The 13,528-nt window shown below is 49.0% G+C and carries 12 protein-coding genes; 2 read left to right on the top strand and 10 right to left on the bottom strand.

Going from position 1 to position 13,528, the window contains the following annotated elements:
- Positions 1 to 18: 18 nt before the first annotated feature.
- Positions 19 to 1,335, top strand: coding sequence for a glutamate-1-semialdehyde 2,1-aminomutase (locus FKV70_RS17985; protein ID WP_280115090.1), 1,317 nt, complete (start codon positions 19 to 21; stop codon positions 1,333 to 1,335).
- Positions 1,336 to 1,554: 219 nt separating this feature from the next.
- Entirely contained in the window at positions 1,555 to 2,505 is a 951-nt protein-coding gene (locus FKV70_RS17980) for a DMT family transporter (protein WP_142613714.1), read from the top strand.
- Positions 2,506 to 2,619: 114 nt separating this feature from the next.
- On the opposite strand, the gene FKV70_RS17975 is transcribed toward FKV70_RS17980, so the two are convergent.
- The 10 genes from FKV70_RS17975 to FKV70_RS17930 all read right to left on the bottom strand — a co-directional run bounded on the left by FKV70_RS17975 (position 2,620) and on the right by FKV70_RS17930 (position 13,437).
- Complete coding sequence (locus FKV70_RS17975; RefSeq protein ID WP_142613713.1) at positions 2,620 to 3,021, bottom strand: sensory rhodopsin transducer; 402 nt, start codon at positions 3,019 to 3,021, stop codon at positions 2,620 to 2,622.
- Positions 3,022 to 3,073: 52 nt separating this feature from the next.
- Entirely contained in the window at positions 3,074 to 4,108 is a 1,035-nt protein-coding gene (locus FKV70_RS17970; RefSeq protein WP_142613733.1) for a glycoside hydrolase family 88/105 protein, read from the bottom strand.
- Between the two features lie 73 nt (positions 4,109 to 4,181).
- Entirely contained in the window at positions 4,182 to 5,294 is a 1,113-nt protein-coding gene (locus FKV70_RS17965) for a rhamnogalacturonan acetylesterase (protein WP_142613712.1), read from the bottom strand.
- A 116-nt stretch (positions 5,295 to 5,410) separates the two neighbouring features.
- Complete coding sequence (locus tag FKV70_RS17960; RefSeq protein WP_025685353.1) at positions 5,411 to 6,250, bottom strand: carbohydrate ABC transporter permease; 840 nt, start codon at positions 6,248 to 6,250, stop codon at positions 5,411 to 5,413.
- Positions 6,251 to 6,255: 5 nt separating this feature from the next.
- Complete coding sequence (locus FKV70_RS17955; protein ID WP_142613711.1) at positions 6,256 to 7,164, bottom strand: carbohydrate ABC transporter permease; 909 nt, start codon at positions 7,162 to 7,164, stop codon at positions 6,256 to 6,258.
- Positions 7,165 to 7,388: 224 nt separating this feature from the next.
- The gene (locus tag FKV70_RS17950) at positions 7,389 to 8,681 is read right to left on the bottom strand and encodes an ABC transporter substrate-binding protein (RefSeq protein ID WP_142613710.1); all 1,293 of its coding nucleotides are present in this window, start codon (positions 8,679 to 8,681) and stop codon (positions 7,389 to 7,391) included.
- A gap of 174 nt (positions 8,682 to 8,855) precedes the next feature.
- On the bottom strand, positions 8,856 to 10,415 hold the full coding sequence (locus tag FKV70_RS17945) for a response regulator transcription factor (protein ID WP_142613709.1): 1,560 nt from the start codon (positions 10,413 to 10,415) through the stop codon (positions 8,856 to 8,858).
- The gene (locus FKV70_RS17940) at positions 10,393 to 12,219 is read right to left on the bottom strand and encodes a sensor histidine kinase (RefSeq protein ID WP_142613708.1); all 1,827 of its coding nucleotides are present in this window, start codon (positions 12,217 to 12,219) and stop codon (positions 10,393 to 10,395) included. The genes FKV70_RS17945 and FKV70_RS17940 overlap by 23 nt, the downstream gene beginning before the upstream one ends.
- 71 nt (positions 12,220 to 12,290) lie before the next feature.
- Positions 12,291 to 12,533 carry a hypothetical protein gene (locus FKV70_RS17935; protein ID WP_063211582.1) on the bottom strand — a complete coding sequence of 81 codons (243 nt, stop codon included), beginning with the start codon at positions 12,531 to 12,533 and terminating at the stop codon, positions 12,291 to 12,293.
- A gap of 37 nt (positions 12,534 to 12,570) precedes the next feature.
- Positions 12,571 to 13,437: an inositol monophosphatase family protein gene (locus FKV70_RS17930; RefSeq protein WP_142613707.1), complete on the bottom strand. Its 867-nt coding sequence runs from the start codon at positions 13,435 to 13,437 to the stop codon at positions 12,571 to 12,573.
- Positions 13,438 to 13,528: the final 91 nt, after the last annotated feature.

Below are 13,528 nucleotides of genomic sequence, written 5' to 3'. Positions count from 1 at the left end.
GGAAAGGAAGTTTTGATGATGAAACGGGAAAACTCCGAAGCACTATATAAAGAAGCGCTGGAGCATATTGTCGGGGGCGTTAACAGCCCTTCACGCTCCTTTAAAGCTGTAGGCGGCGGTGCTCCAGTATTCATGAAACGCGCCCAAGGCGCTCATTTCTGGGATGAAGATGGCAATAAGTATATCGACTATTTGGCAGCCTACGGCCCTATTATTACCGGACATGCTCACCCCCATATTACCAAGGCCATCAGCGAAGCGGCGGCGAATGGCGTATTGTATGGCACCTCGACGGCATTGGAAATCAAACTGGCCAAGATGCTGAAGGAAGCCATTCCTTCATTGGATAAAGTTCGGTTTGTGAATTCCGGCACAGAAGCGGTCATGACGACGATTCGTGTGGCACGGGCCTATACGGGGCGGAACAAGATCATCAAATTTGCCGGCTGCTACCACGGTCACTCGGATCTGGTACTTGTAGCCGCAGGCTCCGGCCCTTCCACACTGGGCATACCTGACAGTGCGGGCATTACAACCAACATTGCGAGCGAGGTCATTACCGTGCCATTCAATGACCTCGACGCATTGCGCCAAGCATTGGAGCACTGGAGCGACGATGTGGCGGCAGTCATGGTCGAGCCGATTGTCGGTAATTTCGGCATGGTCATGCCGCAGCCAGGCTATCTGGAAGGGCTGTGCTCGATGGCGCGGGCGAACGGCTCCCTCGTCATTTATGACGAGGTCATTACCGCCTTCCGCTTCCACTACGGCTCCGCCCAAACGTATGCAGGCCTGGACAACCATGATGCGATTCAGCCGGATTTGACCGCGCTGGGCAAAATCATGGGCGGCGGTCTGCCGATTGGTGCCTACGGCGGCAGCAAGCGGATCATGGAGCAGGTTGCCCCGCTCGGCCCGGCCTATCAGGCAGGTACAATGGCGGGCAACCCGGCTTCCATCTCGTCAGGCATCGCCTGCCTTGAAGTTCTTCAAGGGGAAGGCGTGTATGAAGAGATGGAACGTCTGGCTTTGAGACTGACAGACGGTATTCAGTCTTCCGCTGATCGCTACGGCGTGCCGTTGACGATCAACCGCATTCGTGGAGCGTTCTCGACGCATTTCTGCGACCATCCGATCACGAATTATGCACAGGCGCAGGACACGGATAGCGAAGCGTTCGCATCCTTCTTCCGTCACATGCTGAATCGTGGTATCCATCTGGCTCCATCCAAGTTCGAAGCCTGGTTCCTCACAACAGCGCATACGGACGAAGATGTGGATGCCACGCTGGAAGCGGCAGAAGATTCGTTCCGTGCGATGTCACATGGTAAATAAGTAGAGCAGTAAGCGATAGCTGAAATAGATGATAAGCTGGAAGCAGTCTGGAGATACGGGTATCTGACCAACAATTATCCGACCTTTGGGACTGCATTCCAGCTTTTTTTAATTCACAACTGTACCGGTACAGTTGTGTTTTTTTTGGATTGTATCAAGTTATACCATCCGGTTATATTGAGAGAACCACAGGTTAAGATCAGATAACGGAGGTTTATTATGCACAATCGTTCCAGAAATGGGGTCGCCTATCTGGCAGCTCTCAGCTATGCAGCTATACTTGGCTTCTCATTTTTATTTGTAAAACTGACGGTGACGGAGGCAAGTCCGCTGGATGTGATTGCTCACCGCTTTGCATTGTCGTTTATCGCTTTAACCCTTCCAGTGCTGCTTGGCTGGATCAAGGTTAATATCAAGTGGCGTGATATGCTGCGCATTTTACCACTCGCGCTGCTTTCACCGTTACTGTTTTTCCCCTTGCAAGCGTTCGGGCTGATGAGTACTTCTTCATCGGAGGGTGGAATTATTCAAGCTACTGTTCCGATCTTTACGCTCCTGTTAGCTACCTATTTTATTAAAGAGCGCACAACGGGGGTTCAAAAGATTTCCCTACTGCTCTCTGTCTTTGGTGTGGTTTTTATATTTGTGATGAAAAGCGGGACACCGCTAGCTTCCAATAGCTTTGGCGGTATTTTCCTGCTTGTGCTCTCTGCTATATGCCTATCAGGCTATAACGTGCTGGCTCGTCCATTGACACAAAAGTACAGCCCGATGGAATTGACCTACGTTACCTCCATTTTGGGATGTATTGTTTTTAATCTGGCGGCCTTGGGGTATCATGCCATAGACGGTACTATGAGCGCTTATACCGCGCCACTCGTAAAGCCTGATTACTGGCTGGCACTGGCTTATCTAGGCATACTGTCCACCCTCGTCACCTCGCTGTTATCCAGCTTTGCCTTGAAGTGGATCGAAGCCTCCAAAATGAGTGTGATCGGTAATTTATCCACCCTTATTTCCATGATGGCAGGTGCTTATATTTTGAAGGAACAGCTTGCCTACTATCACATTATTGGTGCTGTGATGATCATTGTCGGTGTGCTGGGTACGAATTTCGGAGGGCGAAAAAGCTTCACGCCAATCAAAACAACTTCGGCAAAATCGCAATAATGGATTAAAAGCAGACAGGTAACTAATCTGCCTTCAAAAAAGAAAACTCCAAGCTGGATCATGGGACTGACCCCATTCCAGCCTGGAGTTTTTTAACTTCAGCGTTTTCGTGGACTAGACCGGGTACGCCATGACACTCATTAACGCCAGCTCCGGCTGTGTCGTGTCCAGTCTGCTATATTGTACAATGATAGGCACATCGCTAGCGACCGTAATTGCATAAGGGATACCTGCCGGAATCCGTTCGCCTGACTTTTGGAGCGAGGCTGTGCGGATATGACGGGTTCGTCTTCCTTCCACCACCTCGATCAAACCCTCCAATGGCTCACGGTCCTCAAAATAAATGTCTATACTCAGCTTTGCCGCACAGTTTCCACAGTTTAACACGCATATACTCTCATGACTGAGCAGTTCTCCCCGGCTTTCCGGTGGAATATATCCGTCGGGGATGATCCAAAATAGACCGCCTCGCGGCTGATTAGCCACCTTTTCCTGAGAAAGTTCAGTATCACCCATGCCATTAGCCTCCTTTCAACCTATGTTTACCTCCATACCTCTAGCCCCTTTTCTACCCGTATGGATTCTCCTTGGTACGCAGCAGTTGGGCCAGAAAGGCAAGCGTCAATCCCTGGCCCCATCCCTGAATGCGTTTGTAGGGTACGTTGCGATAGCCATCTATATCGTTCATGACAGCAGTTCCAGCGGATACGCCAGTCACCGTGCCGTCCTCCTTAATACGAGAAAGAATGCCGTCGATCGCCTTTTGCGTATATTTGTTAAACAGTCGGCCCTGCATAAGTAAAGCCGTTGCAATCCCCGCCGAGCCGGAGGTCTCCAGATAAGAGGTATCATCATCCAGCACTGTATGCCACAGTCCTTCCGGAGATTGCAGCCGCACCAATGCATTGAGCTGGTCGCGCAGCGAGCCGTCGATGATCATATAGGATGGATGCTGCACCTCCACACATTTCAGCGCCTTGGCCATCGTGAGGGCTGCCCATGAATTGCCGCGTGCCCAGTATATCCCCGACATGCGGCTCTGGTTCGCATGATCCCAGCCGTGATAATACAAATTCGTATCCGGGTCCTGCAAAAATTCCTCATGTCCGTGATATTGCCGGATGCCATCCTCCCAATATGTCTTGTTGCCTAGCAAATGACCGATACGCAGCAAATAAAAACCGGCCATAAACATCGTATCCACCCATGCCTGCTGCGGAAATACATCATGTAGTGAATTCACGGTATGCTGGAAAATTCCGTCAGCAAACCGCTCCGCTTTTTTGACCAAAAATTCTGCCATCTCGATGGCGATATCCAGGTATTTTTGCTCCCCTGTAGCCTGATGCAGCGTCAACAAACAATGGCCGACAGAAACACCATTTACCGACAGAGGTGGCAGTCCATCCTCGATATTCTCGTCAATCCATTCTTTCAGCTGGATCAAATACTTCTCATTGCCTGTTGCTTCATACGCTTCACATACTCCATAAAAGGCTACTCCACCCGGCCAGTCCCAGCTATAGTGCATTTGAAACGTGCGTTCCACTACCCGGTCGATCACCTGTTTAATCTGTTCCTCATCAAAACTCAATGCAGGCATTTCTACGTCTCCTCCTTTGGTAAGCTTCACGTTAGTTGCCCTCCTTGCCACCTGTTCCAAAAAAGGTCATCCGTCAACGTAAGTAGATGCGCAGCGGTTGCAAATCCAGTTCCTTCACAGCCCTCGTCACCATGTTTGCAATCCGGATCGCACCATGCTCATGAAAATGCGTATTATCCTCCAGGCCACCGGAAAAGTTCATGTATTCCCCAGGCAGCAGCCACATAAAAAGCTCCTTGCTTGCTTCAGAGCCCAGCTCTTCATATAGCTCCTGCGTGCGGGTAGACAAATCAATGAGCGGCACGTTCGCTTCTTCCGCCAGCTCGCGAACCGCCGTTATATAGTCGCCATGTGTGTCGGACAGCGTACCCTCCTCGTTAAAATAGCGACGATGTACAGGCGTTATTAACACTGGGGTACCACCCTTGCTTCTTGCTCCGTCGATATACAGGCGCAGATGCTCCTTGTAGGTCGTAAAAGGCTCCGTAGCCCGCTGCGGATCAGGCTTCTGATCGTTGTGGCCAAACTGGATGAACAGGAAGTCGCCTGCCTTCATTTCCTCCAAAATAGCGTCCAGCCGTCCCTCGTCCACGAAGCTTTTCGAGCTTCGCCCCGATACGGCGTGATTATCCACGCAGACATCATGCTTGAACAGGGCCGGCAAAACCTGGCCCCAGCCTGTATACGGATAGCCGGACAGCCCTTGATCCGTAACCGTGGAGTCTCCGGCTAGAAATAGCCGGAGACTCTGCGGTGCTGGCGCAATCTCCAGCGCATTGATTCGCGGTGCGGTGCCAGATATGGTTAGGCGCAATTTTCCACCCCGGACAGGCACCGCAAACATCGCCTCCGTGAACTGGCCCGGCAGCGTGTGTACCGGGGGCAGCATATGCTTGCCCTCGCCAGCCTGAAGCCGCGTGAGCGTTTCCGCCAGTGGATCGCCAAGCAGTACGGTGACCAAAACTATTCCGTCCGGCACATCTACAATAAATGAAGCGTTCAGTGGAATACAAAAGCTGTTTCGCAGCCGTGTACGTGCATCCTTGGCTGAATTCTGCCTTTGTCGCCCATACACATGTTCCGTAGTCTCGAAGCCATAGCCCTGTTCAGCTGTATAAGTACAATCTGGGGGCACGGCCTTGTAGCCATCCGCAGGCTCCCCCGGACCAAAATCAAACTTCCACATTTTACTCACTCCTCAGCCATGACCCCAAAAACTCATCATTCAATCGTATGCATATGCAGGTGCAGCCTATTTCTATGCACAAGCTTAATATCCTCGCGCTATGCATTTTTTGGGTTCTAGCCCTTCAGGCCACTCGTGCTCATTCCTTCTACGATTTGTTTTTGGAAAGCGAAGAATACAGCGATAACTGGTAGCAGGCTTAAGATAGACATCGCAAACATTCCGCCCCAGTTGGAGGCTGACTCGCTGTCGAGGAACATTTTGAGTGCAATCGATACGGTATATTTCTCGGGCGAATTCAAATATAGCACCGGACCTAACAGATCCTCCCACTTCCAGTAGAAAGAGAAGATGGCCGCCGTAGCCAGCGAGGATTTGAGCAAGGGTAAAATAATCCGAAAATACAACCGGAACTTGCCACATCCGTCAATCGTCGCCGCTTCATCCAACTCTGCTGGAATCGTCCGTATAAACTGCACCATCAGGAAGATAAAGAACGGCATCCCGAAAAAGGATGGCACCACCAACGGTAGGATCGTATTGATCCATCCAAGCTTGGTAAAAATGATATATTGCGGCACCAACACCACATCTCCCGGCAGCATCAGCGTCACCATCATCAGTGCAAACCACAAATTACGCCCTTTGAATTTCAAGCGTGCAAAGCCAAATGCGATCAATGAGGAAGAAAGCACGGCTCCAATCGTGGAAATCACTACGATCGTGAGCGAATTCATGATATATGTGCCGAAGTTATAGCCCGTTGTGCCTTTCCAGCCTGTTACATAGTTTTGCCAAATCCATTCTGTAGGGAACAGCGAGGAGGCCGTGACGAAGATCGTCCGACTTTCTTTAAATGAGCTGAACAACATCCAGAACACGGGGTACAGCATCAGGAGCGCCAGCGCAGCAACCAGAATGTGATAAATTGGCCATTTGAACGTTTTCCATGCCATTGTTATCAGCGCCCCTTTTCCGTTTCATAAAACACCCAGAATTTGGATGTTATAAATAAAATCGCTGTCAGTATCGCAATCATTATGAGCATGACCCAAGCCATTGCCGCCGCATATCCCATATTGCTGAACATAAACGCCTGCCGGAACAGATACAGTGAATGCAGCATCGTTCCATCCATTGGGCCTCCCTCACCCTTGGAGATGACATAGGCCGGAACGAAGGTCATAAACGCACTGATCGTCTGCATAATCAAGTTAAATAAAATGATCGGACTTAGCAGCGGCAGCGTAATACTGAAAAATTTTCGTACTGGTGTAGCGCCGTCCACACTGGACGCTTCGTACATTTCATGCGGAATATTTTTCAGCCCTGCCAGAAAAATAAGCATGGATGAACCAAATTGCCAGACAGACAAGGTAATTAGCATCATTAGCGAAGCATTCGGATCACCAAACCATTTCACCGGGGTTGCCCCCAAGGCCCAAAGCAAGCTGTTAACAATGCCCTCATTACTGAAAATATTGCGCCACATGATGGACACTGCCACGCTCCCCCCGATAATAGAAGGCAGATAGTACATCGTCCGATAGGTGCCCACCATGCGTGACTTGGTATTCAAAATCATCGCCACAAACAACGCAAAAATCAGCCGCAACGGTACACCGACCAATACATACGTAAACGTGACCCTGATCGAATTCCAGTACTTCGGGTCGCCTGTGAACATTTTTTCGAAGTTACCCAGACCAATCCATTTGGGCGGGGTGAACAGATTGTAGCTGGTAAAGGACAGATACAGCGAAATAAACATTGGAATCAACGTAAATGCCAGAAAGCCCACAATAAACGGGCTGATAAACGCATATCCGGTCATATTGGCTTTCAAGCTCTGATGATTTCGCAAGCTCATCAAGCCTCCCTTCTCTTGCATTTTAAAATTGGCGATTTCAAATATGTACATAAACCGTTGTTATGTGAATTTTATTTTGATATCTACAAAGGGAGCTTCTGCGATGGGCTCGTCGGATCAACCGTGCGCAAACATGCTTTGTACTACGCACGGTTAACCTAACGAAACAATCCTTCAACCCTAGGCTTAATCGTTGTCAGATATCAAAAGCCCTCGTTGCATTGTTACTGCTTGTTATTCGCAAGGATGGTATTCGCATCAGCCCGGAATTTGACCGCTGCGTCTTCAGGTGTCATCTGTCCGAAATTGACCTGCTCAATATAATCGGTCAGAGTAGCAATCACTTCCGGCGATCCAACCGGTGGTGGTGGGCTCATGGGAGAAGCTTTTGGCTCCATGGAAGCCACAAATTCAAACACCTGCTTCGTTGCCTCGCTCAACTCCGGCGCTACAGCTTCCTTGATTTTGGCAGAAATCGGTACGCCGCGTTCGCCTTTAATCAATTTATTCGCTTCTATATCGTTCATCCAGAAATCAATAAACTTGGCGGCCTCATCCTTCACCTGTGAACGGGAAGCCACTGCCCAGTACATTGTAGGCTGCATATACACGCCTTTTTCTATATTCGGTCCAAACATCGGAGCAAGCGCCATGGGACGATTCACGACCTGCTGTAAGCCTACATACTGATTGGACCACTGCCAAATGCCGATGCCCGTTCCTTTTACGATATCCGATTCCTCAAGAATGCCCTTGGTTTGGTTCATGACTTCAGGAGACGGTGTCGCCCCCTTCTTAATCAGCTCAGCCAAACCACCGAAGAAATCAACGAACAGCTTATCGTCGTCATATCCCAATCCTGTGCCTTCCGTATTGTAGAGAGATTTTCCATGTGTCCGCAAATAGTAGTGGAAGAAAATATCCGCAGCCATGGAGCTATCAAAGTAAACTTTATTGGAGGCTGCCTTCAAAGCCAGCTCTTTGTATTGATCCCATGTCCAGTTATCAGGAATTTTGTCTATGCCGGCTTTTTTGAGCAATGCCGGATCATACTGGAAGCCCAGCACATTGACACCTGTTGGGATGCCGTATTGTTTTCCGGCAATGATCCCGGTTTTGAGTACATTTTCGTTCACATCAGCGACTTGGATTTTCTGATTCAAGTAAGGCGCCATATCTTCCAGCTGGCCGTTCTTCGCGTATTGGCTAATATACGAAATGTCCATCTGCACGATATCCGGTAGTTGATTGGCTGCCGCCTGCGGTGCGAGCTTCTTCCAATAGTCATCGAAAGAGGCATATTCCACATCAATCGTTACATTCGGATTTTTTTGCTTATACAAGTCGATAACCTTTTGCGTATATTCGTGGCGCGTATCCGATCCCCACCAAGCGATCCGCAACTTTACTTTCCCGTCTGCACTTGTGCCCGAATTGCCTCCGCCGTCCGCTCCACTACATGCCGTCGTCAACACGAGCAGCATTGCTATGATCAGAAACCATCCCTTTTTGCCCACCTATCTCTCCCCTTTTCGCTGTTCTAGAAAGGAGCCCTATGACAAATAACAATGTACTTACGCTTATTTGATAGCGTTTACATTTGCTCCTGTCGTTATTTTCCCAAAAGCAGAGAAACATTGGAATACACAAATCAGATTTCAAAGGTTTAAAAAACAGAGGGACTCAGCAGCTCATCCCCGCTCGTGTGATTTAATGTACTCGGAGGGGGTCATACCTGCCCATTTTTTGAATACCTGGCTAAAATATTGCGCGTTCCCGCCGAAGCCGAACCATTCCGCCAGCTCAAACACCTTTACGTCTCCCGTCTCCCGGATATGCTCAGCCGCGCGTTCGATCCGGTAACGATTGACATAATGCGAAAAGTTTTCACCTGTCACTTTTTTAAAAATTTTCCCTAAGTAGTCGGAATTCATATAGAGCATTTGCCCCGCCACTCCGTTCAGCGAGAGATCGGATTTTCTATAATTTTGTTCAATAATCGTGATCATTTTATCGACCGTGGAAGATTGCCGGTATACATTGCTTTTATAATAGATTGCAGTCATTCGTTCAGCTGCTTCCTGTACAAAAGATTTGAGACATGCCAGCGTTTTTTGCTCTGCCAGCACGACCATTCGGCTCGTAAACGCCGCACGCTCTTCTTCAGGACATATACGGATCATGGCCGCATAGAGCTGTAGCACATAGGAACGGGTTACGGAGATTTCCAGCTTCATACGGGACAGGATGCCGAATAGCCGATCCACCTCCTGTACAACTTCCTCCCTATTTCCAGCCTTGATCAGCAGACCGAACTTCTCCTCGTCCAGCTCCAAGTCTGCCATCTCCCGGGTATCCTCAGCCGCCAAATCGTCCTTCGTAATGAGACTGCCCTCCCCGGTGTAAAAACGGTGATTCATGCAATGCAATGTCTCCCGGTACATCCCCCGCGAATGCTGCATGCTATCCGACTCGCTAATTGCAATAGTTACCTCAAGCTTATAAAAACGGTGAAATGTCGTACGTACCGCTTCAATCTGTTTCATAAATCGGGACGTGTCATCTTCACTTTCCAGCACAATCAGCAGCTGCCCTTGCATGGTCGTACTGAGCAAGACATGATCCATTAAATCCCCTGCTATATTTTGCAACGCAAACAAATGCTCCGGCTCGTGTGACTCCTCCACCCGCAGCAGCAGCATTCGAACCTGCTTATTTTGCAACTCCAGACCGAACAAACGCTCATAAAAAGCGATATCACGGCTGCCGTAAGTTTTATAGGAAATAAACTCCTTCAAAAAATGCTCCTTCACATGTGGCAGCATACGCTGAAAATCAAGCTTCATCCGATTCACAAACTGCTTGCGTTCTTCCTGTTCCTCCCGCTCCTGTCCCAGCTCGGTCAGAGCCTCATGAATTTGCCGCTCATTGCAGGGCTTCAACAAGTAGTGCTTCACCCCGTATTGCATGGCCCGACAGGCATAGTCAAAATCTTTGTAGCCAGACAACAGAATAAAACGAACGTCTGGAAAATGCTCCGTCGTTTTGGCAACAAGCCCGATACCGTCCAGTCCTGGCATAGAAATATCGCTGATCACAAAATCAGGCGGGCTAGCCTGGATTTGATCATAGGCCTCAATCCCATTACGTGCCGTACCTACCAGCCTTGTTCCTGCCTTGCCCCAATCGACCACCTGTGATATGCCTTCCAAAATCATACGCTCATCATCAACCAGTAGCACCTTGTACACGACCCTGATCCCCTTTCACATATGGAATACAGACATGAATTAACGTTCCTGTTCCTGTCTCGCTATGCAGCTCGATCCCCCAAGGTGTACCAAATGTCAGGTTAATCCGTTCTTGAATATTCGCAAGTCCAATACCCCGCCCACGAGTGGTGATCTGTCCGCTCCGCAGCTTTTCCAAGAAATCCGAGGTCATTCCAGGACCGTCGTCTTCAACCCGCAGGAACAGTGCCCCCTCGCTTTCTCTCACGACTATAGTGATCCGACACGGTTCAATACGCGGCTCCAGGGCATAATGGATCGCATTCTCCACCAAAGGCTGAAGCGTTAGCTTCGGGATTTGCGCGTCCATCAGCTCTTCCGGGACATCCAGGTGAAAATCAAGCCGCTCGTCAAAACGTGTTTTTTGGATCGTTACGTAGCTCCTCACGATATCCAGTTCTTTTTGAAGCGGAATCAACTGCTCCTCAAAACTGACTGTGCTACGTAATAGAAAAGCAAGTGCTTCCACCATCTCTGAAATCCGATCCTGCTTATTGGCCTTGGCGAGCCAGTTCACAGACTCTAAAGTATTGTATAGAAAATGTGGATTAATCTGTGCCTGAAGCGCCTTCAGCTCCGTTTCCCGCAGCAATAGCTGCTTGGCAACATTCTCATTAATAAGCTCGCGGATGCGGCGAATCATCTTCTTATACGTCCGATGCAAGAGGCCGACCTCATCCTGTGTGGAAAGGGGGACGGCCCCAAGCGCTTCCTCTTCCAAACGGTCGAGATCGCCTTTTTCTATTTTACGCATGTTCTGGATCAACTGAACGATCGGTTGGGTAATGCTGCCTGATAACCTAGCTCCCAGCGCCAGTGCAACAAGAAGCATAATGACAAAAATTGCGCTTACAATTTCTTTGATTATCGTAATACTGCGGAACATGTCATCAAAGGGAGTTATATGTAAATACGTCCAACCCGTATAAGAGGATTTGATTTGAGCGGCAAAAAAGGTCCCGCCTGTATAGGTTGCAATCCCGTAAGGCTGCTTCCGTCCAAGCTCTGCCTGAATATCGCTCTCACTTAAAAGTGGTGTTTCGGGATAAATCATCCGTCTTCCGTCTGTAATCATCAGCTGTCCATCACGGCCGGAAGTCTGCACACGATCCGCAACAATCCGGTCAATTCGCACACGAATCGCAAGCGTTCCGAGCCCATTCAGCGTAAAATTGGAATCGGTAAAGGATTTGAATTGCCGTGCAGCCAGCAAGGAGGAATGGCCTGCCGCATACCATGCATGGGAGCCGTCATATTTGTCTGCCAACTCCGTCAGGGTAGATCGCAGCTCTTGGGGGATACCTTCGCGGTTGCCCGCACTCATGACCTGTCCCTCTTTGTCGATCACCATCATAGAATAGACATAGGTTTCAGAACCGGCGAAGGCAATAAGCCTATTCGTTATTTTTTTGCGCAATACCATTTTGACATAAGGTGATGTTTCCTTTTCCAACTGGAGCAAATAACGCTGAAGCTGCTCGTCCGTTATGACCTTAAAAGTAACTTTTTCAACATCCTTCAGTTCATTTTCAATGCCGATTGAAGAAATATTGAGTACCTCGGATGTCTTTTTGTACATTTGATTATCATAAATATGAAATACGTATTTAAGTATGACTGCAACAACCGCAAAGTTAACCAGCATGAGCACCGTAATCAGCAGCACCATCTTATGATGGATTCCGGCATTTTTGTAAGCGCTCTTAAAATAGGTAATCAGCACATGTCGCCTCCTTCGCTCCTCCTGCCCGGTCCAGCTCAACATGGAGAAAACTCCATATATTATACAAAATACCCCATGCCTTGGTCATTCGGCAAGAGGTATTTGGGGGGTGCTTAGCGTTGATCGGTTGCTTTCGATTTGTCCGCCTTGCTCATATATTCGTCATATCGGTCATCAAGCTCACGTGCCATCTTCCGGTATTTACGGGTCTCCTCGACAATCGGGTCCATTTGAGTCTGAACCCGCACCTCATATTTGGGACTGAGTCGTTCCCGCTTTTTGGCCTCATTCTCACGAATTTCGCCTTCCGTCAGCAGTTCACTGAGCTGGCGTTCCAATTCTTCGGATTGGCTCATCGCGATTTCCTCCTTTAGGATGATGGTGTACGCAGTATTATAACCCGGTTGCTTCTGCTTCTTTCAGCACTTGAATAAGTTGAGAATGAATAGCTGTATTCGTAGCTACAACATGTCGTACACTCAAGTCATAAGGCCTACCCAATGTGTCTGTGATGGTGCCTCCTGATTCCTGTACCAGCAAAGCGCCCGCAGCCACATCCCAGGCATTCAAACCAATTTCGCAATAAGCAGACAGACGTCCTGACGCCACATAAGCCAGATGCAAGGCTGCCGAGCCGAGCGCTCGAATGCCGCGTACCTGTGGTGTAAGAACCTGTGTAATTTTCATATTCAACGGTTGTGCATACGTACGATCCGGTGGGAAACCGATGCACACCAGACTATCTCCCAACGTTTCTTCTCTCGATGCTTGCATACGATTACCGTGGACATATGCGCCCTTTCCTTTTTCCGCTACAAACATTTCATCACGGGACGGGTCATAAATGACCCCAACAATCACCTCGCCACGATGGGCCAGGGCAATTGACACACTGTAATACGGCAGACTGTGCACGAAATTGGTGGTGCCGTCCACCGGGTCAATAATCCATAAATATTCCTCTTCACGGGCAGCCTCTAACGCTCGTGCAGAAGCTTCGGCTCCCGGCTCTACCCCTTCTTCACCCAAAATGGCATGATCGGGAAAATGGGTGAGAATGAGTCTGCGAATCATCTGTTCTGCACCTTTATCTACCTCGGTCACTAGATCGGTCGGCGACTGCTTGGTACTCAATTGTTCAACCGTTCCCAGTCTGCTCTTAATCCACTCTCCGGCTTTGGATGCCGCATTAATAGCCACGGCCGTATAGCTTTTTCCTGATACGATATAGGGAACCTTTTCGTTTTCATGTTCGTTCAACGTGTTCACTCTACTTTCTATATCATTGTTACGTGGTTTATGAGTTCTGCGCTATAGCACAGTCTCTTAACCATCTCTGTTTCAGTGCAAG

The organism is Paenibacillus ottowii, assembly GCF_006874425.1.
Taxonomy (GTDB): Bacteria; Bacillota; Bacilli; order Paenibacillales; family Paenibacillaceae; genus Paenibacillus; species Paenibacillus ottowii.
Note: the sequence above shows the minus strand (reverse complement) of the source record. Positions and strands in the feature narration are given on the sequence as shown.

Excerpts from the sequence above, each read along its gene's own strand:
- FKV70_RS17985 (WP_280115090.1), top strand. The coding sequence starts at position 19 with ATGAAACGGGAAAACTCCGAAGCACTATATAAAGAAGCGCTGGAGCAT.
- FKV70_RS17965 (WP_142613712.1), bottom strand. The coding sequence starts at position 5,294 with ATGTGGAAGTTTGATTTTGGTCCGGGGGAGCCTGCGGATGGCTACAAG.
- FKV70_RS17980 (WP_142613714.1), top strand. The coding sequence starts at position 1,555 with ATGCACAATCGTTCCAGAAATGGGGTCGCCTATCTGGCAGCTCTCAGC.
- FKV70_RS17935 (WP_063211582.1), bottom strand. The coding sequence starts at position 12,533 with ATGAGCCAATCCGAAGAATTGGAACGCCAGCTCAGTGAACTGCTGACG.
- FKV70_RS17955 (WP_142613711.1), bottom strand. The coding sequence starts at position 7,164 with ATGAGCTTGCGAAATCATCAGAGCTTGAAAGCCAATATGACCGGATAT.
- FKV70_RS17970 (WP_142613733.1), bottom strand. The coding sequence starts at position 4,108 with ATGCCTGCATTGAGTTTTGATGAGGAACAGATTAAACAGGTGATCGAC.
- FKV70_RS17960 (WP_025685353.1), bottom strand. The coding sequence starts at position 6,250 with ATGGCATGGAAAACGTTCAAATGGCCAATTTATCACATTCTGGTTGCT.
- FKV70_RS17940 (WP_142613708.1), bottom strand. The coding sequence starts at position 12,219 with ATGTTGAGCTGGACCGGGCAGGAGGAGCGAAGGAGGCGACATGTGCTG.
- FKV70_RS17975 (WP_142613713.1), bottom strand. The coding sequence starts at position 3,021 with ATGGGTGATACTGAACTTTCTCAGGAAAAGGTGGCTAATCAGCCGCGA.